The organism is Hyphomonas sp. J20-32 (assembly GCF_055808555.1).
Genome location: NZ_CM147873.1, coordinates 2,739,332 through 2,763,111 on the forward strand (window position 1 = coordinate 2,739,332; position 23,780 = coordinate 2,763,111).

The window sequence follows — 23,780 nt, forward strand, 5'->3', positions numbered from 1 at the left end:
ATATCAGGAATCGTGGCTCATGCAGAATAATCCCCCCAACAAGCCATCTGCCGGCGGATTAACTCCGAACGATCTGCCTGCACATGTAGACCCTGGGCTTGTATATTCTCTTTGCCCCTATGAGCGACCGACAACGGCAGTGGATCCATTCGAATTGTCGGATCTGGTGCGAACTGAGCTTCCACCGGTTTTCTATACTACATCCGTTACTGGAGGATTGGTACCGCAGTCCTGGGTAGTCTCAAATTATGCAGACATTCGCCAGGTTTACCTGTCTAACGACCTCTATTCGACCCGCGGTGCTGCCGCTTTCAACTGGCTTGTGGGAGAGACATTTCCGATGCTTCCGCTCGGCATGGATCCGCCAGACCACACAAAATACCGCCTGTTTCTGAATCCGTGGTTCGTGTCGAAAGCGATCACCAAATTCGAATACGACATCGAGTACACAATAAATGGCTTGATCGACACCTTTGTCGACAATGGTGTAGTGGATATCTCGTATGATTTCGGCCGGATCTATCCCGTGCAGGTATTCCTCGACCTGATGGGGTTTCCGCGGGATATGCTTGAGGAGTTTCTGAGCTGGGGATACGCAATCCTGCACAGCAGAGGAGATGTCGAGAAGGTGAAATGGGGCATCGCCTCTGCGATTGCCTATTTGCGGGACTTCATTGAAGCAGTCCGCCGTCAGCCAAATGACACGCTCGCCAGCTATATCGTGAGCGGAGAGATAAAGGGCGAAAAGCTCACCGAGGACGAGATCATGGGCATGATGACGTTCATCTGGATCGGGGGGCTCGATACGGTGGCAGCCACATCTTCACTCATGTTCCGCCGGCTGGCGATGCAACAGGACCTCCAGAGGACGCTGAGGGCCAATCCTGATCTAGTTCCAAGTGCCGTAGAAGAATTTCTCAGGGTGCAGCCGCTTGTCAATTCGAGCCGGCTTGTCATCCAGGACCACGAAATACACGGCCAACAGATTAAAAAGGGCGATTATATCTGTTGCTATAATTATGCTGGCAATTTTGATCCGGATGCTTTTGAGGCTCCGCGGGAAGTGCGCTTTGACCGTGACCGGAACAAACACTGGACCCTCGCGGGTGGCAGTCATCTGTGCCTGGGTGCGCATCTGGCAAGACGCGAATTGCGGATTGCGCTTGCGGCTATCCTGAGGCGGCTGCCGGAATTCAGACCGAAACCCGGCGCCGACATGACAGCCCATCCTGGCCTGATTGCCGCCCCGCATGTGCCAATTGTATGGACCTGAACGTGAGGCGCATAAGACAACCAGGCCCATGAGCACATAGCGATACTTTCAATTTCTAGCTTAGGCCGCTGAAACTAGCGTCTCTTTTGCAATTCATCAGCGACATTGCCGGCGCGAGTGCCGCGAACCTCAATGATGTCTACATTCACGTCAGGAGGCAGGCTGATGATTGCTAGAAGCGCTTGGGTCATCGATGCCTGCGAGGCCGGCACGCCCGAGAATGCAGCATGGCCGGTCCGCTGGATCGTCTCGAAGAAGTCCGCAGCAATGACCTGATCCCAGTTTGCCCCGCCAGTGCTGCCTTCCACCGATCCTGACCGAAGGACAGTCACACGGATTCTGTCTTCGCGAAGCTCTTCGCGCACCGCCGCAGAAAAGCATTCAAGACCAGCCTTAGTCGCCGCGTAGATGCTGAGAAACGGAAAAGGGTTGCGGACAGACTCGCTTGAAATGTTGATAATCTGTCCACGGCTATCCCGCAGATAGGGTATTGCGGCCCTGGTTAGCCAGATTGGCCCGAGCAAATTGGTTGCGACATGCGACTCGACATGCTCGTCAGTTGCCGCATCGATCCTGCAAGGATGAAAAATGGCAGCATTATTGACCAGGACATCGATACCGCCGAGCGATTGCGCGGCCTGTTCGACCGCTGAATTGACTGCGTCTGGCTGTGCCACATCACAGGCGATCGGGTAAATCCCGGCGACATCCTTTAATGACTCGAACTCAGCCGAAGGACGTGCAAGGCAGGCAACTTTATGCCCGCCATTGCACAGTGTTTCGGCAAATACACGGCCCATGCCCTTCGACGCGCCGGTGACAATCACTCTCTTTGGCGGCACGCCACTTTCCCGCTGGCAAATGTCGTTTTCCGCCAAAGAGGTTTGCTCGTCATGAATTGCGAGCCCTATCAGGCTGACGCAAACATCTTTTGGATTTCGCCGGAAGTGACGGGCTTACGGGCTTCACCAACCACATTCATGCTCTCGGTCTTCAACCCACCAAGCCCTTCGCGAGGGCTTACATCGACATCCCTGCCGAGATACCGAAGATGACCAACTGTGCACTTATCTCTTCCGCCCAGCTGTTCGAACGGATTGTAATTGAGAAGTTTCATGGCGTTGAGGTGCGTCACGCGATCGATTGTCTGCTTGGACATCCCGTTGACCGATGCCCACAGATACTCGGGGCAGTTAGGCCAGATCGTGTCCGAATGCGGATAATCGCACTCATAACACACCATTTCATCGTTCAGGTATTCAAGATTCTTAAGGCCAAACTGGTCATCGATGAAACACGTCACGATGTGGCGGTTGAATACATCGCTCGGGCGCTCACCCTTGAAGTTGGAATAGGTCCATTCATGATGGTGCTCGTATGTAAAGTCGGCCCGCTCAAGGAAGTACGGTATCCAACCTATGCCACCTTCAGAAAGAGCCATGCGAAGATCCGGATACCGCTTCCAGAAGCTGGCGAACAGCCAGTCTGCTGCAGAATTCGAAATCGACATGGGCATGGTGGTGATCCACGCATCAATTGGCGACTCGTCAGATGCGTGTGCAGCCCGCGCGCCCGTCCCGATATGACAGTTGATCAGCATCTTGTATTCGACGCAGGCTTTCCAGAAAGGCTCCCAATATTCGTTGTGAAGACTTGGCAAGCCGACCAGGAATGGATTGTCGGGGAATGTGACTGCGTGCACACCATGCGAGGACATGCGCTTCATTTCCTTCACGGTCTCGTCCATGTCCCAAAGAGGAAGCATCACAAGTGGAATCAGTCGGCCCGCTCCCGGCCCGCTGCACCAGTCAAAGACATGCCAGTCATTGTACGCCTTGACCGCCATCAGAGCGGCTTCGGGGTCTTGCTTTGCCTCGGCAATAAAGACGCCGCCGGCAAAACTTGGAAATGTCGGAAAATTCAATGACCCGAGGATGCCGTTGACGTTCATGTCGTCGACTCGCGCCTTGTTGTCGAAACATCCCGGGCGAAGTTGATCAAAGCGGGTGGGTTCCATTCCGTACTCGGAACGTGGCCGTCCGACGACAGCGTTCAGACCAATCGTCGGATACACTTTGTCCTGCCAGAACCAGACATCTTTGCCGTCCTTTTCGATGATCCGCGGGGCCTTATCCTTGTACTTTTCAGGATACTGAGACGTGAACGCGTGCGCCGGTTCCACTGCGTGATCGTCAACGCTGACGATAATCATGTCTTCCATTTTCATTGAATGCTCCCTTGGTCTGGTTCTTAGAGGACCAAGAGTGCCAAAGAATTGACGGTTAGTCAATTTTCAAATTTTGCCACATCGCAAATTGCTTCACCGTTCCGGTGCAGCCAGTGTCGATGCTATGATGTGCACTGCCGCTTCGCCAATGTCGTCGGTCGAAATTTGCTCAAATCCGAAGTGCGACTGCCGGCTGTCTGCGTCACGGAAATAAAGCTCCCACACAGCCGCCAACCGCTCCACCATGGCAGTGATGGCGCCAGCGACCGCGTGCGGGTTCAAGTGTCCTGGTAGTCCCATGCTTGCCTGGCGGTGGCGCACCAATTCAGCGATAGCATCGAGCAAGGGCGCCACTGCATCGCGCCTGCGCTCGATGAACCGGCCATCGCCCTCTTCAGCCGCGAGGTTTCGGATACGAAAGAGCGTCCGATTTTTTTGCCAGACTTCCACGTAGGCAATTAGGAACCGACGCGCGAGGTTCGCGCTTGTTTGCCGGTTCCAGTCTTCTTTGAACACGCCGAGCATTTCAGGTGTCACCTGAGCCGTTTCGTCCAGCGCAGCCAGAACGACGTCGGTCACGTCTTTGAAATAAGTGTAGAAAGATCCCTTTGCGATATCTGCCGTCCGAGCAATTTCAGCCACTCGCAGATCCTTCAGGCGCGTCGTATCGAGCAGCTCGAGCGTTGAAGCAATGATCTGATCTCGCGTGGCCGCGCCCTTAGACCCTATTTTGCGGGTTTCGCCGCCGGGTGTGTAGGCAAAGGTTTCATCCGCCATAATTACAGTCCTTTGTTCGCCGAGCGACTGAAACCAACCGATCGACGCCTGCGTGGTCAGAATGCTACTCCCGGCACAGCAGGAAGCAACCCGCCAGGGGGCCGCCAGCGGTGCTGAGCGCAGCGACGACAGGAGCTCCGGGGACCTGCCGGGATCCCCCTCGTCCCCAGAGTTGAACGCAGGCTTCGTGAACTTGCCCATAGGCGTGCATTCTGCCCGCTGACAACGCACCGCCATTCGTATTGATAGGTAACTCGCCTTCGAGCGCTATCCGACTTCCGCCTTCAATGAACCTTCCGCCTTCAAATCGGGGGCAGAATCCAAAGTTCTCGAGCCAGTTGATGGTATGGAAGGAAAAGCCATCATAGAGCTGCGCAACATCGACATTGTCGGGTCTCAGATCAGTTCGAGACCACATCATATCAGCAACCGCCGGCTGAGCCTGGGTGGCGAGCGCATCCAGCTGCGCCCAACTGTTTCTATAGTGCATGTTGCAGCCGATCGCTTCAATCCATGTAACCGGGTTCGGTCTGCTATTGGCCTCGTCCCTTCGGCTCAGGACAATTGCGGTTGAGCCGTCGATCGGCACATCGCAATCATAGAGACGCAACGGCGAAGAAATCATCGGCGATGCAAGATAGTCGTCCATCGTTAGCGGTGATCTGTAGACCGCTGCAGGATTGAGACTGGCATTGCGACGGCCGTTGAGGGCGATCCATGCTTGCTGTTCGGGTGATAGACCGGATTCATGCACATAGCGCTGGAAATAGAGCGCTTGCTGAGTGGCCGCAGCGTAGACATGATAGGGCGCAAACCATTTGAATGGTCCGCTGACTTTTTCCGACGGCCGATTCAGCGCGTTGGCGAAGCGAGCCTTCCTGGCGGTCGCCTCGTACATGGTTCGATAAACCACAATATTTCTGCATAACCCGCCAGCAATTGCCAGAATTGCATTAAACAGTGCACCGAATTGGCCTGACGTTTCCGAAGCGTTGGAATACCAGTTGAGTTTCAGTCGGAGGGCGTCCTGCAACACGGGCAATCCGACCGGCGCAAATCCATTATCCTCACCTCCACCGCCCGGCCAGGTCGCGAGACCGTCGATGTCCGATACAGTTAGACCCGCATCCGCAATCGCCTCAAGGGTCGCATCAATCGTCAATCCGAGCGCTGACTTGGATGCAGATCGCGAAATCTCCGACTGACCAATTCCAGTGATGGCCGTCGATTTTTCCGGGTATTTCATCGAGTTTACCTGATCACGCGAGCGGCCTTGAGTGGTTTGCGGCGCGTTTGATCCGACGCGCGTTTGTAGAAGTCGGCCTCACAGCGACCAACCAGTCCATTATGCGGCAGCCGGTCCAAATGGCGCCTAGCGTGGCGCCATTCGGATCCCGCCATCGAGCCGAATGCTTTGACCGTTGAAATAGGAATTTCGGACAAATTCCAGGACGAGCGATGCAAATTCGTCGGGATTGCCAAGTCGCTTCGGGAACGGGACGGAGGCTGCAAGCGACTCCAGCACTTTCTCCGGAACGCCGAGCATCGGAGGAGTCTTGAATATGCCCGGCATGATCGAATTGATACGGATGCCTTCGCTCATCAAGTCGCGCGCGATCGGCAAGACCATCCCGTTGATCCCAGCTTTTGCAGCCGCATACGCCACCTGGCCAATCTGACCATCCTGGGCAGCGACAGAGGCCGTGAGTGTTATCACGCCGCGCTCGCCGTCTTCGAGCGGTTCCAGACTCGCCATCCCCGCCGCAGTCATAGCGGCACATCGGAACGAGGCGACTGTATTGAGCAGGACGACTTGCTGGAATTTATCGGTTGCGCAGCGCCTGATTTCGCCTGTTTCCCTGTCGCGAGATATTATCTTGCCAGCATTTCCCCCACCAGCGCACCCGACAAAGATTCTTTCCTGCCCGTTTGCAGCTCGTGCTTTTTCGAAACCTGCTTCGCAGCTCTTCTCGTCCATCACGTTGACTTCGCAAAACTCGGCACCGAGTTCAGCGGCCGCTGCCAGGCCCTTTTCTGCATTGATGTCAAATATTGCGACCTTGACGCCCGCGTCCCGCAAGGCGCGCGCAGTTGCGTTACCCAGACCCGATGCACCGCCCGTTACAATTGCCGCCGTATCCTTGCCGATCTTCATGGTTGTTCCTTTCTATCGAGAACCCACATCCACATATATAACTAGGTGCTACTTTTCGCTTTTGACCGCAAACATTTTCTTTATTTCGGCCGTTGCCGGCTTCATGCTCGGCGTTCGCGGAAAGTTTTCGACAATCTGAACGTGCAGCGGGATCTGATAAGCAAGAAGCCGGGTTCGCAAATAGGCGCGTAATTCGTCCAAAGACGGAACAGACGCGCCCTCAGAGAGAATGACAACTGCAGCCGGTACTTCGCCCAGACGGTCATCTCGCACGCCGACGACAGCAGCTTCCCTGATTGAACGATGCGTCTCCAGCGCAGCGACCACATCGTCTGGATGCACCTTGAAACCACCGCGGACGATCGCATTGTCAGCCCGCCCTCTGATAAAGAGAAATCCGTCATCATCCACGAGCGCCCGATCAGTCGTTCTTATCCACGACTCTTTCGAGCGTAGTTGGCCGCCTCTCAGTTCGAGTATACCCTCACGACCTGGTTCAAGACTGCGGCCTGTATCAGGATCGACAATTCTAGCTTCGACATTGGCGTAAATCCTTCCAGCCGCCCCCTTCTTGGCGCTCCAGTGCTCCAAAAAGTCAGGAAGCGACCAGGAGGCGACAGCGCCGGCGAACTCCGTTGCGCCATAGTTCGACAGAACCGGAACACCATACCGATGAAGAAACTCATCCACGACCACAGGTGCCAGCGGCGCTGTGCCGCTCGTCACAGCTGCCAAGCTGGAGAAGTCCTCTCTTGGCAAGTCAGCTTCCAGCAGCATTCTGAGAGCGGCCGGAACGGCCGGGGCAATCTTAAGCTTGTGGCGCTTTACAGCGCCGATCCATTTCTCGACGCTAAACCTCTCGACCAGACATATTCTGCGGCCAACAGAGAAGGCTCCGAGCACTCCGTAGAGCCCCCCAATATGCGTAACGGGGTTGATGATAAGGTTCGTGGCCTCCTTCAGCTCAAGTTCTGCCCCTGCTCTTCGGCTTCGGTCCTGTCGAGCCAGGGCGGAAAAGCTTGCATCGAATGCGTCCTTTGACAGCGGAACACGCTTTGGTTTTCCGGTGGTCCCGCTTGTCAGCATCTCAACCGCCGGATTTGCTGTGCCCGTCGAACCGGCGCCCATTCCGCTTGTGATCAACCGGACGCGCTCGAGGCGAGGACCAACTTCCAGTATCGATACTCCAGCATTCTTGCTTGCTGCTACCAACGCATCCCGACCCAGGTCGTCGGAATCACCAATGACCACAGAAAGATTCAGCGACTCCAGGTCCGCAGACAGGACATCATCGGGATAGACCGGGTTCAGCGTTACCAAGCACCTTTCAGATGTCAGAACGGCAAGAATTGCCGCAATGTGCCCAGGGCGATTGCGCAAGAGCACGCCAACGCGTTTCGTGTTTCTGCTCTCAATCCCGTCCAGCTCCCGCCGGATGTCGCTGACCACAGCTGCGACAGAGCCCCAAGAATACCAACGATCCTCGAAATCAATCGCAGGCGCAGAGGGATCAAGCGTCATTACGCGGATCAATCGGTCTATTGTCGACTGCATTTAGAGTACCTTCTCATACTGGCGCCCCTCTTGCCTGCGCGCGGCCCGAGCCTGATTTTTGGGTTTGATCGTCGGCCTGGCTCGTCCAGTTCGGGCACCAACCTTCTCGGGGCGCAGAGCCGGTTCTGCAGGTTTCAAAATCGACTGGAGCGCGGCCACGGCCTATAGACCCCTGGCAATGAGGACCTTCATGATCTCGTTTGATCCCCCGTATATTTTCTGTATTCTCGAATTTCTGAATTGCCGGGCAATTGGATATTCATTCACGTAGCCATATCCGCCGTGCAGCTGCAGGCACTCGTCGACTATCTCCCACTCGGTGTCTGTGACCCACATTTTGGCTATGGCCGACGTGTCGTTGTCCAGCGTTCCGACTACCGCCTTTTCGATGCAATCGTTGACGAACGTTCTCGCCACCACCGCCTTGGCCTTGCATTCGGCAAGCTTGAACTGCGTATTCTGGAAGTCGAAAACCGCCTGTCCGAACGCTTTGCGCTGTCGCGTATATTCTATCGTCCAGCCTATCGCCTTTTCCATGGCGATCACCGAGTTGACCGCGATGATGAGCCGCTCTCTGGGGAGTTCTGCCATCAGCTGGAAGAACCCCTTCCCCTCTTCGCCGCCGAGCAAATTGTCGGCGGGCACGAACACATTGTCGAAGAAAAGCTCCGACGTATCCTGAGCTTCGTGTCCAATTTTGTCGAGTTTCTTTCCGCGCTTGAACCCCTCAAGCCCGTCCGTTTCAACGACAAGCAAAGACACGCCTCGAGCCCCCTTTTCGGGATCCGTTTTGCAGACAACCACAATGAAGTCAGCGACTTGCCCATTGGAGATGAACGTCTTTGACCCGTTCAATCTATAGCCGTTTCCTTCCCTGATGGCTGTGGTCCGAATGGCCTGTAGATCCGATCCAGCGCCTGGTTCGCTCATGGCGATTGCGCACACCCGGTCACCTGACACGAGCTTCGGGAGCCACCGCGCCTTTTGCTCCGCGGTTCCGTGCAGCATGATGTAGGGCGTCACGATCACATTGTGCAGTGTGATTGCGAAACCTTCGAGACCCAGCCGCTGGCATGTTTCGCAGAGAATGATGTCATGCCGAAAGTCGCCGCCCGGGCCGCCAAACTCTTCAGGAACGCTCACGCCGAGGAATCCCGCCTCGCCGACCTCCTTCCAGAATTCGCGTTCAACCTGTCCATCTGAAATCCATTTCTCAATTCGCGACGGAGGGGCTGCCCGGGAAAAGAACTTCTCGGCAGCGTCACCAAACATTCGAATTTCATCGTCGTTCAGCGATGGCGCCGTTGGTAGGTTGAGGTCGTACATCTAGCGTCTCCTGGAAAAGTCACCGACCCAGCGGCTCCGCCGAACACCAAGCACACCTAGTACAATAACTCAACACCCAGACATCCGACCATGCCTGCCACGGCCGCTAACCGCGACCACTTGGCAGTCAATCCAGGAACGCCTTCTTGGAATCTAGCAAAAGCTGCAAAACGGAACGAGGCAGCCGAACCAGAATACTGGAAACTAAAGGATAAGAGGGACCGTATTTGGCCGTTCGCTAGTAAGCATTGATCGCATCAACAATGCGATCTCCTTCGCCAGCTCGCGCCCATGACGCATGCGCATTTTTCAAATGCAGCCGCCAATGCGCCACCGCTGCTTCCTCTTCCTTGTCCGCAAGCAGCTTGATCAGCTTCTTGTAAGACTTGATGGCCCCATTCAGCCGTTTCAAGCGATCTTCGTTTTCAATCATATCGCGCCGCATCAGGTCGGCCTTGTGATTGGCCATCAGATTCTGCAGCAAATTGGTTACCAGGGTCAGGGTTTTGTTTCCTGTCAGCTTTACAAGCAGACCATGAAATTCTGCGACGCCGCGAGTGAAGAGGCTGATACGCTCCTCCTCGACGAGTTTCTCGAGATAGGCGCAATGCTCACGGAGCGCATTTACTGCATCGGTGTTGTTGCGCATCCTGCAGAGCGTCCGAACGGCATACGGCTCAATTGCCATCTGCGAAGCGTATAGATCAGCAATTGTCGTTCCTTGCGACTGCAGTACATAGCCTGCATAACGAGCAGCAACTTCTACTCTCGGAGCATGTACAGACGCTCCGGAGCGGGAACCTCTCGTCACGCTGATAAGGTTCTCGGCTTCGAGAATACGGAAAGCTTCTCGAAGAGTAGGCCGCGACACGCCGAGAGCATCCATAAGCTGCCCCTCGGGCGGCAAAGTGTCACCCTCTTTGAGCTCGCCTCTGATGATCTGCGCGCGAATTTGATCTGCGACAACTTCTGAGGTCTTCGGCGTGCGAATCCTATTGGCCGATCTGGAGCTTGCCTTCCCACTCGCCTGGGACGTCGCTGACTCTGATTCCATGTCCATTTCTTTCCGCGTAACGCTCTTTAGCTAGTGTGCACTCAAATGTATAACCTAGTGTAACAGGAGCGAGAATAATTACCAGAATACCGCTCAAAATTGTTGACGATCGAGAGATATCCATGACGCACCCAAGACATCATGCCTATTCGATGGGCGACCACCTCGCCGTCGTAATGGCGGACGGAAGTTCTTCGCTTTCCTACAGCGAACTGGAGAAAAGCGCCAACCGTGCCGCGCACCTTTTCCGATCATCTGGATTGAAGACCGGCGACACGATCGCCATCTGGCTGCAAAATTGCCCGGACTACTTCGTTGCCTACTGGGGCGCACAACGGGCCGGCCTCTATATCACCCCGATCTCCACAGCGCTGACGGCGCAAGAGGCAGCGTACATTCTATCAGACAGTGGCGCCCGGCTTCTGTTAACCAGCGAATCCATTCGCCACGCTGAAGAATTACTTGGCTCGGCCCTGCCGAATACGATTGAGCTTATCTTCGCATTGGAGGGAGATTTCCCGCGCGCCAAGAATTGGGGCGCGGAGCTTTCGACCTTCCCCCAGCACCCCATCGAGGATGAATCAGCCGGATTTCACGTTGTCTATTCATCCGGAACGACTGGTCGGCCCAAGGGAATACGTCAGCCACTTACCGGAGGATCAGCGACTGCTGAGCACCCACTCGCAGACCGTGCGCGGGACACCTACGGCATCAACGAATCCAGTGTCTATCTTTCACCCGCTCCGCTATACCACACTGCCCCGCTCGCGTTTTGCACCTCCTGCCACAGGTTAGGCGCCACGGTAATCGTAATGAACAAATTCGATCCGGTTGAAGCATTGGTTGCGATCGACAAATTTGAAGTCACGATAACCCAAATGGTCCCAACCATGTTTGTCCGTTTACTTCGCTTGCCGGAGTCCATTAGATCGAATTTCGACGTTTCCAGCCTGAAGACCGTTATCCACGCCGCCGCACCGTGCCCCGTCGATGTGAAGCGCCAGATGATTTCCTGGCTGGGCCCCATCCTTATCGAATACTATGGCGGCTCAGAAGGAAACGGCTCGACAATGATCACATCTGAGCAATGGCTCAAAAAGCCAGGATCCGTCGGCAGGGCGAACTGGGGGACGATCCACATCTGTGACGATGATGGCCAGGAGCTTCCGGCCAATAAGCCTGGCTTGGTTTATTTCGAAGGTGGCTGGGATTTCAAATACCTCAATGATGATGAGAAAACCCGCAACGCGCGCCATCCTGTACATCGCACATGGTCAACACTGGGCGATGTTGGTTACGTTGACGAAGACGGCTACCTTTTCCTGACGGATCGCAAGGCATTCATGATCATTTCCGGCGGCGTGAACATCTATCCCCAGGAAATCGAAGATGTATTGATCTCGCATCCGGAAGTCCTTGATGCAGCCGTCTTTGGCGTTCCCAATGCCGAGATGGGCGAAGAAGTGAAAGCCGTTGTTCAGCCGGTCCTGGCAGACAATATGACTCCTGCTTTCCGCGCCGAACTGGAGAGCTGGTGTCGGTCAAAACTATCGGGCGTCAAATGCCCGAAATCGATTGACTTCGTTGAATCGCTACCACGCGGCGACAATGGAAAGCTCTACAAGAATAAGTTGAAGGCACAGTACTGGCCTGCCGATCACCCTTCGCAAAATCGCGGACATTGAGTGCAGGCAAACAGGCGCTGGCTGCCTGCTCCGGATGAAAGTTCGGTCCGTAGTGTGAACTATTTCCGGTCTCTGTTTCGGGGACGAGGAATAGGCCTGATAGCCATTCGAATGTCCATTGCGCTACCGCGCAAGCTCCCCTCCCGCAGTGAACGGACGGGACAGATCGGGGCGAACTGCTCGACGTATTTCTGATTATTCAGCGGGCTGCTCGTTTCCCGTGCAGCCCGCACTCCTGATCCGCAATCACAAGATCAACTATTGCTGCTGATGGCTGGGCAAGAAAATTTCATGACCGCATATCAAGCACTATCTCGGCACGCTCTCACACACGCATATGTGAGAGGCGATCATCCATGATACGCTCCGCGTCGGTGATGATCCTGTCGACGAGTTCCTTTACGGTAGGTATATCGTGGATCAGTCCTTGTACCATACTCGCCCAGAAAACCCCCTTCGACAGGTCACCTGTCTCAAGCAACTCCCGACCTGCGCTACCAGCAACGAGCGGCGCAACATCCTTGAATTTCGCGTCTGGGGTTTTCAGTATTTCTGCAACCTTGTCAGACACGACGCTCTTCCCGACGCGCGCCGTATTGTGAAACTGCCGAAAGATGAGGTGTGTTCCCCGCTCATCATTGTCCACATAGGCTTGCTTCACATTGGGATGAATTTTCGCCTCTTGGGTCGCACAAAAGCGAGTCCCCATGTTGATCCCATCGGCTCCTAGCGCCAATGCGGAAAGCAGGCCACGCCCATCCCCGAATCCGCCCGATGCAATCATCGGAATCGAAACCTTGTCTGCCGCGCACGGAATAAGGACGAGCCCAGGAATGTCATCTTCACCGGGGTGACCTGCGCATTCAAAACCATCAATGGATATCGCATCAACGCCTTTTCGTTCGGCGGACAGGGAATGTCGCACAGAGGTGCATTTGTGAAGAATGCGAATCCCATGTGGCTTCATCATGTCCCAGAATTCAGCGACCGCTGAAGTCCCGGCCGTTTCCACAATGGTCACTCCGCTTTCGATGATCGCATTCGTGTATGCTACATAGTCAGGAGAATTCATTGTGGGGAACACGGTCAGGTTCACGCCGAATGGCTTATCCGTCATTGATCGACATTTCTCGATTTCATCTCTCAATGCGTTGGGAGTCGGTTGGGTCAGCGCTGTCAAAATTCCCAACCCTCCCGCGTTCGAAACTGCTGAGGCGAGCTCAGCAACCCCGACGCTCTGCATGCCGCCCTGTACGATCGGATGCTCGATGTCGAGCAGCTCCGTAATCCGTGTCTTGAATGCCATAGATTGCTCCTTGAACTCGTCTTACTTATATCACTAGGTTATATAGTTTGTCACGCAAAAGGAAATCGGAAATGTCCCCGAAATTGTCCGGGCTTAATATGCGCTTGCCCCTCATGGCCGCACCGATGTCCGTCGCTTCAGTCCCTGATCTGGTGTGCGCCTGTATGGAAGCAGGAATTATTGGCTGCTTTCCGACCCATAACGCAGCCCAAGATCGCGGTCTGCTAAACTGGGCTGAAGACCTGCTCGCACACGACAGAACGCTTCGCGACGCCGGGAAGTCACCACCGCCCTTTGCCGTCAATATCAATATTTCCCGGCACAAGCCCACTGACCGGCTCAAGGACGAAATCGCAGTTTGCAGGTCATTGAAGCTACCAATCATCACCAGCAATGCTGGGAACCCGGCGGAGCTCGTAAAACAGGTGCATGATTGGGGTGGCATTGTCATTCACGATGCAACAACTGTTGAGCAGGCTGAGAAGGCTGCCGCGTGCGGAGTGGATGGCTTGATGCTCGTTTGCGCTGGGGCGGGCGGCCTTGGCGGACTGCTCAGCCCGTTCGCGTTCGTGCCTGCTGTCCGGCGGTTCTTCGATGGCATTATCCAGCTCGCGGGCGGCGTGGCCAGTGGCGAAGGTATCGCAGCTGCAGAACTTCTTGGAGCCGACATGGTCTGTATGGGAACTCGATTCATTGCAACGCAGGAATCTGGATCACCTCAACTGCACAAACAAATGATTGCGGACGCCGGAATGTCGGATGTCGTCTGGACAGAAAACATTGTCGGCATCGGCGCAAACTTTCTCGTACCGTCTCTGAGGTCGAGTGGACTTGATCAGGACCCTCGGAGGCTGCGCGAAGCGACCCTTCCGCAAAATATGCGACCGTGGCACGACGTCTGGAGTGCCGGCCAAAGCGCAGCAAACATCAAGGACATTCCAAACGTGCGAGAGCTTGTGGAAAACCTCGAACGAGAATACCGCCTCGCACGCAAAAGTTGAGGCCTCGCCGACGCCGCCACAGTCAGCGTTGGCGCTACCCTGCAATCCCGACTTATTCTGGCCAGATGATCCCACCTCTCGGCTGTCGGTCGCAATTGCCATTATCGAAGATTACTCAGCGGGGTCCCTGTGCGGAGCCGTAGCATAAAGCTCAGCTTCGCCCTCGCCGAGCCGCACTCCTGGCGTAAACCTGACAGGCAGGCGCTTGATCCCGTTTGTAAAATTTGATCGAAGCCTGGACACGGGACCGTCCAGTTGAAGGTCTGCCACGCGAGTCAGCATTTCTTCAAACATTGCCTTCAATTCGGCTCTGGCGAGCATCCCGCCGAGACACCGGTGGATACCCCCCATCGCGCCGAATGCCTGATGTTGCTTGGCATTGTGGCGCCGGATATCAAACGTGTCGGGCTGTTCGAATACGGTCGCATCGCGATTGCCTGAACAATACCAGAGCATGACCCTGTCGCCAGCTTTTATGGTCTGACCGTGCAGCTCATGATCCTTCAGCGCCTTCCTGGCAAATCCGAGTGCGGGTGTTGTCCAGCGCAGCATCTCCTCAATCGCGTTCGGGAGCAAGGACAGGTCTTTGCGTATCTCTTCGGCAATGTCGGGTCGTGAAATGAGTTCAATTGTTCCGTGCAGAAACTGGGTACGAGTGGTTTCGTTTCCAGCTGTCGCAAGAACGATAAATGTTGCTCCAATCTCCTCGTCACTCAGTTTGCGGCCGCCCTCAGTCGCATTGGCAATCATGGAAAATACGTCTTCCATCGGACATTTTCGGCGCTGATCCGCCGCATTCATCGCATATGCAATCATTTGCATGCCCCCAAGCTGGGCCGCTTGCTGATTGCTCAGCTCAGGATCAGTTTGTCCAAACATCGCATTTGCCCAGTCGAAGAGCTTATTTCGATCGGGCTTCGGTACACCCAATATGTCCGCCACGATCTCGATCGGCGTATAGGCAGCGACGTCGTGCCAGTCGCACTGTCCTCTCTCGATGACTGAATCAACTGCTCGCCGGGCGTAGACTTTCATCGCCTCTTCAAGGCGTTTGATCGCGACTGGCGTAAAGCCGTGCAAGATGGATTTACGAATAAAGGTATGTTGAGGAGGGTCGCACAGAATAATCGAGCGGTCGATTGTATTGGCAAGCTGTGCTTCGCTGACTGCGATCGGTGATACATTGGCGCGCGACGAGAAAACGTCGACATTCTTTTCTATTTCGGCAATGTCATTGTATCTCACGATGTTCCAGAACCCACCATCTGAAGCTCGTGGCGAAAAGCTGATTGGCGCCTCTTCTCTCAGAAACCGAAAGTAGCTGTGCGGCACTTCCTCCACGAAGGCATCAGGGCTGGTGAGATCTACGTCTCCGAGTTTCATAGCTTGCTTCCTCAAATGCTCATGGTCGATCGTCAGTGCCGGCAGCCTGGCGAATGCCGGAATCACCAGCCTGCCAGGTCCGCTGCCCGCGCGCGATGTATCGACGGGCTGCCAAAAACGGCGCGATCAAACACTGACCGCCGAAACCAGATATTCAGCCCATACTCCCACGTGTAGCCAATGCCACCATGCGCAGCGATCGCATCGCGAGCGACCTGGACATACCGATCGCACAGATGCGCCTTTGTCAGGGCCGCCACGCGGGATGTGTCCTGTTGTTGGGTGTCCCAGGCATGCGCCGCATACCAGACAAGCGAGCGGGACGGCTCAACATTGAGCGCCATGGTCGACAACTGATGCTTCAGTGCCTGAAAGCGCCCAATTGGCTGACCGAATTGCTCACGTTCCTTGGCATAGGAGACGGAGAGATCAGTGCAATATTGCGCTCCGCCCAATGCATCAGCAGCAATCAGTATCAGAGCCGCATCAAACAGCCGCTGCACCATGGGGTCACCCGGCTCAAAAAGGATATGCGCCGTTGCGCCATCGAAACTGACCGCAGATGCAGGACGGCTGCGATCTGTCGATTTCTGGTCGGTAATGGACACCCCTTCCCCTGCTTCAACAAGCGCAATCCCACCGTTCGAGGTGCCCGTCAAAAACAGGCGTGCCGCTTTCGCCGAAAGGACGATACGAACCTCTCCGCGCGCCCCTTTATCATCGACCTCCACCGTCCAGCTTTCTGGCAACCAGTTTCCTCCAAAGGCAAATGTCGCGACCATTTCGCCGCGCGCGATGCCTTTGAGAAACGCATCCTGAGCGTCTCGATTGACCGTGGAAGACAGCGCAATGGCCGTAAGGAATTGTCCAATGAATGGTCCGGGTGCGGCAGCGCGCCCGAGCGCTTCTGACACAAGAGCCGCTTCCAGCAATCCGAGGCCTGATCCACCGTGCGCTTCGGGCACCATAAGGCCGAAAAACTCAAGGTCGGCTACAGCCGTCCAGCTCTCCGGCTCGAAATCTTCCTCGTCATTGACGAATGCATCGAGCTTTTCGCGGGTCAACACATCGGAGACCACGCCGAACAGGGTATCCTGGATGGCCGTCTGGTCACTATCGAGATGGAATCTCATTGGCCCCGCTCCATTGCAAGATCCCGAGGCAAGTCGAGTCCACGCTCTCCGATAATATTTCGTTGGATATTTGTCGTGCCTCCAGCGATGGAATTACCGAGAGACCCCATGATCTGATCCAACCACTTTTCAGGCCCCCGTCCGCGTGTACCCGGCGGAGCTGGTTCGATGAGGCCTTCATCACCGATCAGGTCCTGCGCGGTCAGTGCAATGTCGTGACCTATTTCTGTCAGCAGCAACTTCATCATGAGGGAAATGATACCGGCATCTTCGCCGTGAATGGCATTCGACATGATCCGATACGAAGAAAACCTGTGCGACATGACCCAGCCCTCGATCCGTGCAAGCGCCTGTCGTACCTCCGGATCCTTGATCGCAGGCTGACCATGCCGGGTCATCTCCTTGGCAAGCTCGACCAGCTTCTCAAACTGGTTGGCAAGCATGGACGCCGAGCCGATCGATGCGCGTTCATGCTTCAAGGTGGTGCGAGAAACATTCCAGCCCTGGCCTCGCTCGCCGACAATCCAGCTCGCGGGGGTTTCGGCATTGTCGAAGAAGAACTCGAAAAACCCACTTTCCCCGGTCATCTGCCGAATGGGACGCCGCGAAATACCCGGCTGATCCAGATCAATCAGCAGATAGGAAATGCCATCATGCTTGCCGGCATCGGGTTCAGTCCGCACCAATGCGAACATGTGGGTGGCCTTGTCGCCCTGGCTTGTCCAGATCTTCTGGCCATTGATGACCCATTTGTCCCCGACAAGTTCACCCTTGGTCCTGACGGAGGCGAGATCCGAGCCTGTTCCGGGTTCGGAATATCCCTGGCCCCAGATAAACTCGCCCGCCATCGTTGGCGGAATGAAACGCTTCTTCTGTTCTTCAGTGCCGCGTTCAAGCAATGTCGGCACCAGCATGTTCATGCCGTTCCCCGGCACCTCCATGGGAGCCCGCGCGCGCGCGAACTCCTCCCGGATCACTTGAGCTTTAATGACATCAGGTTCTTGTTCCGACCCACCCCATGCCTTGGGGATTGCCCGATAGAGATATCCGGCCTCGGTCGCCGCCTTCCTGAACCCGGCTATATAGGCCTTCAATTCGGAACGGTCGACCGATTGTGGCGACCATCTGCCTTTGACGAATGCGCGAACCTCATTGCGAAAGGCTTCTGCGGCTGGTCCATAGCTGAGATCCATACTTATCTCCCGGTGAATTTCGGTGGCCGGCGCGAAAGCACCGCATCGAGTCCTTCGGAAAAGTCTTCCGAACTCAAAAGGATCGCCTGACTGGAAAGATTAGCTGTCCATTCGGCGTGCATGGAGCTTTCCATGCCGCGATGAATCGCTTCTTTTGCCGACGCATATGCCGTTGGCGCCGTTGCAGCGAGCTCAACCGCCAGTTCCTTCCCGCGGACTTCCAATTGGTCCGGCTCCACGATTTCACGTACGAGGCCGATCTTCAGCGCTTCCTCGGCCCGAACCTGGCTGGCCAGGAGGCACATTTCATTCGCTCGACCGAGCCCGACAAAGCGAGGCAGCAGGAAGAGGCCGCCGAGGGGCGGCATGATACCTAGCTTGATCCAGCTTTCCTGGAACATCGCGTTCGTGTCCCCGATACGGAAATCGCAAGCAAGCGCCAGCTCGCAGCCTACCGTAACCGCGGCACCGTTGACCAAAGCGATCGTCGGTTTCGGGCAGTTATAGAGCCGCCGGGCCGCCCCCTGGAAATACCGGTAAACCTCGCTCTTGATGTCCGCCGCGGATTTGTTCTTCAGGTCCTTCAGGAATTCAAAATCAGCGCCTGCCGAAAAGTGCTTGCCGTCAGCGGCCAGTACAATCACCCGCACAAGAGGGTCATCGGTGAGGGCGTCCAGCGCTTCACACATTTCGGCAAGCGTCTGAGGTCGGAGGGCATTGCGACCATCGCCGCGGCTGATCGTCAGCGTGGCGATGTGCTCGTCACGACTGATGCGAATATCCTCAAAAACGCTCATTTTGAGGATTCTTTCGAGGCCTTATAGATACGCGCAGTCGCCTGGGTGGAGAGACCCATGAACAGGCTTTCCTGATCAAGGTGAGGCTCAAATTGGCCGTCTTCGGCATGATTGAGGTTGGCTTTCATGTAGCGCCAACCCATGCGCGGTCCACCGGCGAGGCGCTTTGCAACCGTCAAAGTCTGTTCACGGAGCGCGTCATCGGCAAACACTTTTGTATATAGCCCGAACTGAAGGGCCGCATCGGCATCGTACTTTTCGCCGAGGAACATCAGCTCCCTCGCTTTCGCCGTTCCCAGGATCTTGGTCCAGAACCAGGTCGATCCAAAGTCGCCAGCGCCGCCGATCCTGTCAAATGCGGCAAGGAAGGTTGCAGACTGCGCGGCGAAACGCAGATCGCAAGCTCCCGCTATCCCAATACCGGCGCCCGCAACGGGGCCGTTGATCATGGCAATGGTCGGCTTGCTCATGTCGTGCAACAAACGAGCGGTCTCCATATGCTTTCGTAGGCGCACATGGCTTTGTTCGACGATGCTGCCTCGTTCGCGATCGACGATCGCCGGAGCACGGTCACCCTTGAGGTCGCCGCCGGAGCAAAAGCCCCGGCCAGCACCCGTTATCACAACGCAACCGACCGCAGCGTCTTCGGCGGCGTCCCACACGGCGACCGCGAGCGGTGCCATGATGGAATCATTCAATGCATTCAACCGGTCCGGCCGATTAAGCGTGATGATCCTGACACCCTCGACGTCGTTAATAAGGACGGTTTGCTGATCGCTCATTTCTTCGACAGGTCCCAGTGTCGGGACATCATACGCGCAGCTTCTTCAGCAAGGTCCGCCGGCACTTCCGGATACATCGCCATTCGCCCCTTCTTGGGCAGTGCGATCGTAGCGGTGGCCTTGACCGTGACTTCGTCACGCTGGTTGATGAACTGCGCCATGACATCGATCAGCGCCTGGCCGTTCTCTTCTCTTTTTCCGACGACCTCGCCTGTGATGAATTGCGTGTCGCCCATATAGTTGAACTTACGTATTTCATCATGCACATGCGTGATGATGCCATCATCACCAGCCCAATCCTGAAGATAGTGGAAGAGGTAGTTCTCCCGCATGACGCCATAGTCATAGGCCATCGGATTGCCAATCGCCTGGGCCCAGAGCGGATCCCAATGCAGACGCTGTGCAACGTCCGGAACGCCGTACTCATTCTTGATGTAGAATGGCGCGATCCGTTGGCGGTTCTTGTAGGCAAGCCGGCCGACCGTCGGCGCGTAGGGCACGAAGCCGTATCCACCAGAGTGGAAGCAGATCACGTCGGTAACGGTCAGGGGGCCCTTCGCCATTTTGCCGAGCGTGTCACCGACTTCGACTTCGTCCCAGTAGCGCGTTTCTGCTCCGCGAACCTGCTCCTGTTCGTATACGGCATCGATTGCCGCGATGTCTTCATCGGTGTAAGTCGCTGGCTCGATATGGCTGTATTTGCCTTTCTTGGCAGCGGTCTTTCGTTCGGTGAGAATTCGGAGAATCCGGTAAACCGCCACGACTTCCGCATTCTGATTTACCTTCACATCCTTACGGACACAGATGACCGATCGGCCACCGAATTCGGAAGATTTCACCTCGCAGGTCTCGTCGCCATTGTACGAATAGATCGTGTCGCCGGGGCGCATCGGGCGGTAAAAATCCCACTTGGACCCCGACACAAAGACGTGGATGCCGCGGAACAGCGACTTGCGAAGTTTTTTGACATGATCCGGTGTCGGATCGCCTCGCATCGGTGAGTTGACAGACCCAATCATCATTCCCGGTGCGATAACGCCGCCCCAGCGGGTACCCTTGGCATAGTCGGGATCGCAGAAAAGCGGATTGTCGTCGCCACAACCGTGCGACCAATTCCGGATATTGTCGATCGTCGCCGTCTGATTGTACTCGCGATGCTTGGACGGGGACATATGACCGAGCAGCTTGTTCTGGCGCTCAATATCCTCGTCTGTGATCTCGTACTCGGTTGCCTTTTGCCATTCCTCGCTCTCGAGGATGTTCTTCTCGTCTGATTTTGTCGTAGCCATTTTTTTTCCTCGTGATTGCGATTATGCCGATTGCGGCGCTTCTTTCTCAAACATTTCCTGGACTGCTGGCAGCGCCGGCTTCATCGAAGGTGTCCGAGGCACGTCATCGACGATCATCCATCGGACGGGCACCTGGTAAGCGACGAGCCGCTCCTTCGCGAAGGCCTTCAATTCATCTTCGGACGGAGCCTTGGCCCCCGTTTTCAGGATAACGGCGCAAACGGGAACAGCGCCGAGACGCCGGTCCGGAACCCCCACGACGACGGCTTCGCGAATACTCGGATGTGCCGAAATGACTTGAGCAACATCATCCGGGTGAACCTTGAAACCTCCACGAATGATGGCGTTGTCGGCACGACCCTTGATAAAAAGGAACCCATCTTCATCGATGACGGCCCGATCCGTTGTCCGCAGCCAATCGTCCCCATTGCCGAATTGGCGGGCCTTCATTTCAAGCACCCCTTCTTCACCGGCCTTGAGCGGTGCGCCCGACGCTTCGTCAACCACACGCCCCGTTACGCCGGGCTGAAACCGCCCGACGCTGCCAAGCTTGTCCTTGTAGTGCTGATGAAAGTCACGGAGCGTCCATCCGGCCACGGCGCCCGAGAATTCGGTTGCCCCATAGTTTTGAAGTACGGGCAGATTATACCGCTCCATGAATTCCAGAGTGATGGCAGGATCGAGAGGCTGCGCGCCGGTGCGCAGCGCCTTGAGACTCTCGAACGTATCCGCAGGAAGATTGGCATCGAGAATCATTCGAAGTCCGGTTGGGACAGCCCCCGCGACTTTCGGCCTATGGCGAACAATCGCCTCAGCCCAGCTTTCAACCGAGAACTTTTCGACGATACAGAGCTTCCGCCCTCCAAGGATTGTATTAAGCGCGCCCCATAAGCCGCCGATATGGGCCATGGGATTGGTCAGCAGTTGCGTTCCGGACCGAAGCTGAGGCGGATCGTCAGGTGACCGATCATTTTCGTACGACATTGCCGATCTGAAGCTTTGAAGGAACGCCTCTCTCTGGAGAGGGACCCTTTTCGGTGTGCCCGTCGTGCCGCTCGTCAGCATCTCAATGATGACGCCCGGCTGTTGGTACACAATCGAACTGCCGGTAATTTCCTCGTGGCCCGGGCGCATTCGCGCACCACTGAGGACCGGCATTGTTTCGATCACGGCCGAACCGGCTTTTTCGAGCTCCGGCAGGATGCCCGCGCGGTCCAAATCGACCCCCGTTCCAATCACGACGGGCAAATTCAGGCGCGCGAGATCTGCACGAATTTTGTCTTCCGGGAGCATTGGATTTATCGACACCATGACTCCATCGACGCCGATCGCCGCCAGGATCGCAGCCAGGACATCAGGGTGATTGCGGACGAATACTCCAATCCGCGCGCCTTCGCCCAAACCAAGACGCGAGAGCTCTCCCTGAATTGCCCGCACCGTGCCTGCGAGCTTTCCCCAGCTATACCAGGTATTCTCGAAATCAATCACGTCAGCGGAATGGTCGATATCGAGCACGCCGTTCAGCAATTTGGACAGAAAAGACATTCCGCGACCTCCGGCGATGCGCACGTTCCTACGAACGTTACTTATATAACTATGTGCACCTTCTGAAAAGGCGCAAATAAAAAATTTGTGCGGATCACTTCAGTTGATCGAAGGGAATGTCCTTGTCCGCACGCATTTCTCCCGGCATCCCGAGAACGCGTTCGGCGATCTGATTGCGCAGCACCTCATCGGCTCCCCCGGCTATGCGAAGAGCTGTCGCCCAGATATAATCATGCCAGATTTCACGCGTATCGACCGGTTCGTCAGCAGGAGCCAATGCCTCTGTCCCTCGGATCTCCATGGCGAGGCCCGATGTGCGTTGCAGTCGCGAAGCATAGGTCAGCTTCATCATCGCTGCCAGAGCGCCGGGATTTTCCCCTCTCGACACCATGGTCCGTAAGCGTGCCTGGAAATACTTTGCGGCGCGCTCTTCTGCGTAGGCGTTGGCGAGCGCGAGTCTGACCGCTGGGTCGTCGAGCGCCGTACCGCCAGTCCGAGGGGTTTCGGAAGCGTACTGCATTAGCTCCTCGATCCTCCCGGCTTCTCCCTGGTTCAGCCTCTCGCCCATCAGGACGGTCATACAACAGGCCCAGCCTTCGCCTTCAGCTCCGATCCGGTCGGCCGCAGGAATGCAGACGTCGGTTAGAAAGGTTTCATTAAAATCGGAGGCTCCAGAGATTTGACGAATGGGCCGCACATCAATCCCCGGCGACTTCATGTCGACAACAAAGAAAGTCAGCCCCCTGTGCTTCACCACACTCGGATCTGTACGGACCACCAGGATGCCCCAGTCAGAATGATGTGCCCATGACGACCACACTTTCTGTCCATTGACGATGTAGCCGTCTCCATCCCTGACAGCACGAGTTCTCACAGCCGCCAGGTCCGATCCAGCTGAGGGTTCGGAGAACAATTGGCACCAGGTCAGTTCACCCTTGAGGGTGGGCTCTACAAATCGCCGAATCTGCTCATCAGTGCCGTGCTTCCCGATCACCGGAAGGGCCATGCCGAGGCCAATGCCGATATATGGACCTTTTGGAAGGTTATATTTGCTTTCCTCTTCGTCGAAGACTACCGCCTCAACGATTGTTCCACCCCGGCCACCCAGCGATTTTGGCAACAACATGCCGGCATAACCGCCGTCGAACAGCTCGCGCTGCCATGCTTTGCCGCGCGCCACTTCTTCGGCGTCATCAATTTTTTCTGCCGGGTTCAATTCATGCTTCGGAGCATGCTGTGCCAGCCAGGCTTTCACCTCGGAGCGGAAAGCGGCTTCTTGTGGTGTATCTTTGAAATCCAT

At 55.9% G+C, this 23,780-nt stretch carries 20 protein-coding genes; 3 read left to right on the forward strand and 17 right to left on the reverse strand.

Translation table 11 applies throughout. The features are described 5' to 3' along the window. Nucleotides 1-19 precede the first annotated feature (19 nt). Nucleotides 20-1,273 (forward strand): cytochrome P450, encoded by a 1,254-nt coding sequence (locus AC0L7I_RS13300; RefSeq protein ID WP_473396903.1) that lies wholly within the window; start codon nucleotides 20-22, stop codon nucleotides 1,271-1,273. Nucleotides 1,274-1,347: 74 nt separating this feature from the next. Here the strand turns inward: AC0L7I_RS13300 and AC0L7I_RS13305 are convergent, their stop codons facing one another. The 8 genes from AC0L7I_RS13305 to AC0L7I_RS13340 form a co-directional block, all read right to left on the reverse strand. After that, the gene (locus AC0L7I_RS13305) at nucleotides 1,348-2,151 is read right to left on the reverse strand and encodes an SDR family oxidoreductase (RefSeq protein WP_473396904.1); all 804 of its coding nucleotides are present in this window, start codon (nucleotides 2,149-2,151) and stop codon (nucleotides 1,348-1,350) included. Nucleotides 2,152-2,183: 32 nt separating this feature from the next. Further along, on the reverse strand, nucleotides 2,184-3,500 hold the full coding sequence (locus AC0L7I_RS13310) for an amidohydrolase family protein (protein ID WP_473396905.1): 1,317 nt from the start codon (nucleotides 3,498-3,500) through the stop codon (nucleotides 2,184-2,186). Nucleotides 3,501-3,593: 93 nt separating this feature from the next. Further along, complete coding sequence (locus tag AC0L7I_RS13315) at nucleotides 3,594-4,277, reverse strand: TetR/AcrR family transcriptional regulator (RefSeq protein ID WP_473396906.1); 684 nt, start codon at nucleotides 4,275-4,277, stop codon at nucleotides 3,594-3,596. Between the two features lie 64 nt (nucleotides 4,278-4,341). Then, on the reverse strand, nucleotides 4,342-5,523 hold the full coding sequence (locus AC0L7I_RS13320; RefSeq protein ID WP_473396907.1) for a thiolase family protein: 1,182 nt from the start codon (nucleotides 5,521-5,523) through the stop codon (nucleotides 4,342-4,344). Between the two features lie 126 nt (nucleotides 5,524-5,649). Continuing rightward, entirely contained in the window at nucleotides 5,650-6,432 is a 783-nt protein-coding gene (locus AC0L7I_RS13325; protein ID WP_473396908.1) for an SDR family NAD(P)-dependent oxidoreductase, read from the reverse strand. 48 nt (nucleotides 6,433-6,480) lie between these two features. Next, nucleotides 6,481-7,953, reverse strand: a complete 1,473-nt coding sequence (locus AC0L7I_RS13330) for a class I adenylate-forming enzyme family protein (RefSeq protein ID WP_473396909.1) — start codon at nucleotides 7,951-7,953, stop codon at nucleotides 6,481-6,483. A gap of 195 nt (nucleotides 7,954-8,148) precedes the next feature. Further along, on the reverse strand, nucleotides 8,149-9,312 hold the full coding sequence (locus AC0L7I_RS13335) for an acyl-CoA dehydrogenase family protein (protein ID WP_473396910.1): 1,164 nt from the start codon (nucleotides 9,310-9,312) through the stop codon (nucleotides 8,149-8,151). Between the two features lie 238 nt (nucleotides 9,313-9,550). Next, on the reverse strand, nucleotides 9,551-10,366 hold the full coding sequence (locus AC0L7I_RS13340; RefSeq protein ID WP_473396911.1) for a FadR/GntR family transcriptional regulator: 816 nt from the start codon (nucleotides 10,364-10,366) through the stop codon (nucleotides 9,551-9,553). Between the two features lie 122 nt (nucleotides 10,367-10,488). Here AC0L7I_RS13340 and AC0L7I_RS13345 point away from each other — a divergent pair, with 122 nt between their 5' ends. Beyond that, nucleotides 10,489-12,051, forward strand: a complete 1,563-nt coding sequence (locus tag AC0L7I_RS13345) for an acyl-CoA synthetase (RefSeq protein ID WP_473396912.1) — start codon at nucleotides 10,489-10,491, stop codon at nucleotides 12,049-12,051. Between the two features lie 325 nt (nucleotides 12,052-12,376). Here AC0L7I_RS13345 and AC0L7I_RS13350 read toward each other — a convergent pair whose 3' ends face one another. Beyond that, nucleotides 12,377-13,357 carry an NAD(P)H-dependent flavin oxidoreductase gene (locus AC0L7I_RS13350; protein WP_473396913.1) on the reverse strand — a complete coding sequence of 327 codons (981 nt, stop codon included), beginning with the start codon at nucleotides 13,355-13,357 and terminating at the stop codon, nucleotides 12,377-12,379. 98 nt (nucleotides 13,358-13,455) lie between these two features. Here AC0L7I_RS13350 and AC0L7I_RS13355 point away from each other — a divergent pair, with 98 nt between their 5' ends. Next, nucleotides 13,456-14,358, forward strand: a complete 903-nt coding sequence (locus AC0L7I_RS13355; RefSeq protein ID WP_473399158.1) for an NAD(P)H-dependent flavin oxidoreductase — start codon at nucleotides 13,456-13,458, stop codon at nucleotides 14,356-14,358. Between the two features lie 111 nt (nucleotides 14,359-14,469). On the opposite strand, the gene AC0L7I_RS13360 is transcribed toward AC0L7I_RS13355, so the two are convergent. The 8 genes from AC0L7I_RS13360 to AC0L7I_RS13395 all read right to left on the reverse strand — a co-directional run bounded on the left by AC0L7I_RS13360 (nucleotide 14,470) and on the right by AC0L7I_RS13395 (nucleotide 23,780). Further along, nucleotides 14,470-15,741: a cytochrome P450 gene (locus AC0L7I_RS13360; RefSeq protein ID WP_473396914.1), complete on the reverse strand. Its 1,272-nt coding sequence runs from the start codon at nucleotides 15,739-15,741 to the stop codon at nucleotides 14,470-14,472. Nucleotides 15,742-15,803: 62 nt separating this feature from the next. Beyond that, the gene (locus AC0L7I_RS13365; RefSeq protein WP_473396915.1) at nucleotides 15,804-16,874 is read right to left on the reverse strand and encodes an acyl-CoA dehydrogenase family protein; all 1,071 of its coding nucleotides are present in this window, start codon (nucleotides 16,872-16,874) and stop codon (nucleotides 15,804-15,806) included. Beyond that, nucleotides 16,871-18,067: an acyl-CoA dehydrogenase family protein gene (locus tag AC0L7I_RS13370; RefSeq protein ID WP_473396916.1), complete on the reverse strand. Its 1,197-nt coding sequence runs from the start codon at nucleotides 18,065-18,067 to the stop codon at nucleotides 16,871-16,873. Before AC0L7I_RS13370 ends, AC0L7I_RS13365 begins: the two co-directional genes overlap by 4 nt. Before the next feature lie 2 nt (nucleotides 18,068-18,069). Then, nucleotides 18,070-18,864, reverse strand: a complete 795-nt coding sequence (locus tag AC0L7I_RS13375; RefSeq protein ID WP_473396917.1) for an enoyl-CoA hydratase/isomerase family protein — start codon at nucleotides 18,862-18,864, stop codon at nucleotides 18,070-18,072. Next, on the reverse strand, nucleotides 18,861-19,646 hold the full coding sequence (locus AC0L7I_RS13380) for an enoyl-CoA hydratase-related protein (protein ID WP_473396918.1): 786 nt from the start codon (nucleotides 19,644-19,646) through the stop codon (nucleotides 18,861-18,863). The genes AC0L7I_RS13375 and AC0L7I_RS13380 overlap by 4 nt, the downstream gene beginning before the upstream one ends. Continuing rightward, nucleotides 19,643-20,935, reverse strand: a complete 1,293-nt coding sequence (locus AC0L7I_RS13385; protein WP_473396919.1) for an FAS1-like dehydratase domain-containing protein — start codon at nucleotides 20,933-20,935, stop codon at nucleotides 19,643-19,645. The genes AC0L7I_RS13380 and AC0L7I_RS13385 overlap by 4 nt, the downstream gene beginning before the upstream one ends. Nucleotides 20,936-20,956: 21 nt before the next feature. Continuing rightward, nucleotides 20,957-22,480: a class I adenylate-forming enzyme family protein gene (locus AC0L7I_RS13390; RefSeq protein ID WP_473396920.1), complete on the reverse strand. Its 1,524-nt coding sequence runs from the start codon at nucleotides 22,478-22,480 to the stop codon at nucleotides 20,957-20,959. A gap of 94 nt (nucleotides 22,481-22,574) precedes the next feature. Further along, nucleotides 22,575-23,780 (reverse strand): acyl-CoA dehydrogenase family protein, encoded by a 1,206-nt coding sequence (locus AC0L7I_RS13395; protein WP_473396921.1) that lies wholly within the window; start codon nucleotides 23,778-23,780, stop codon nucleotides 22,575-22,577.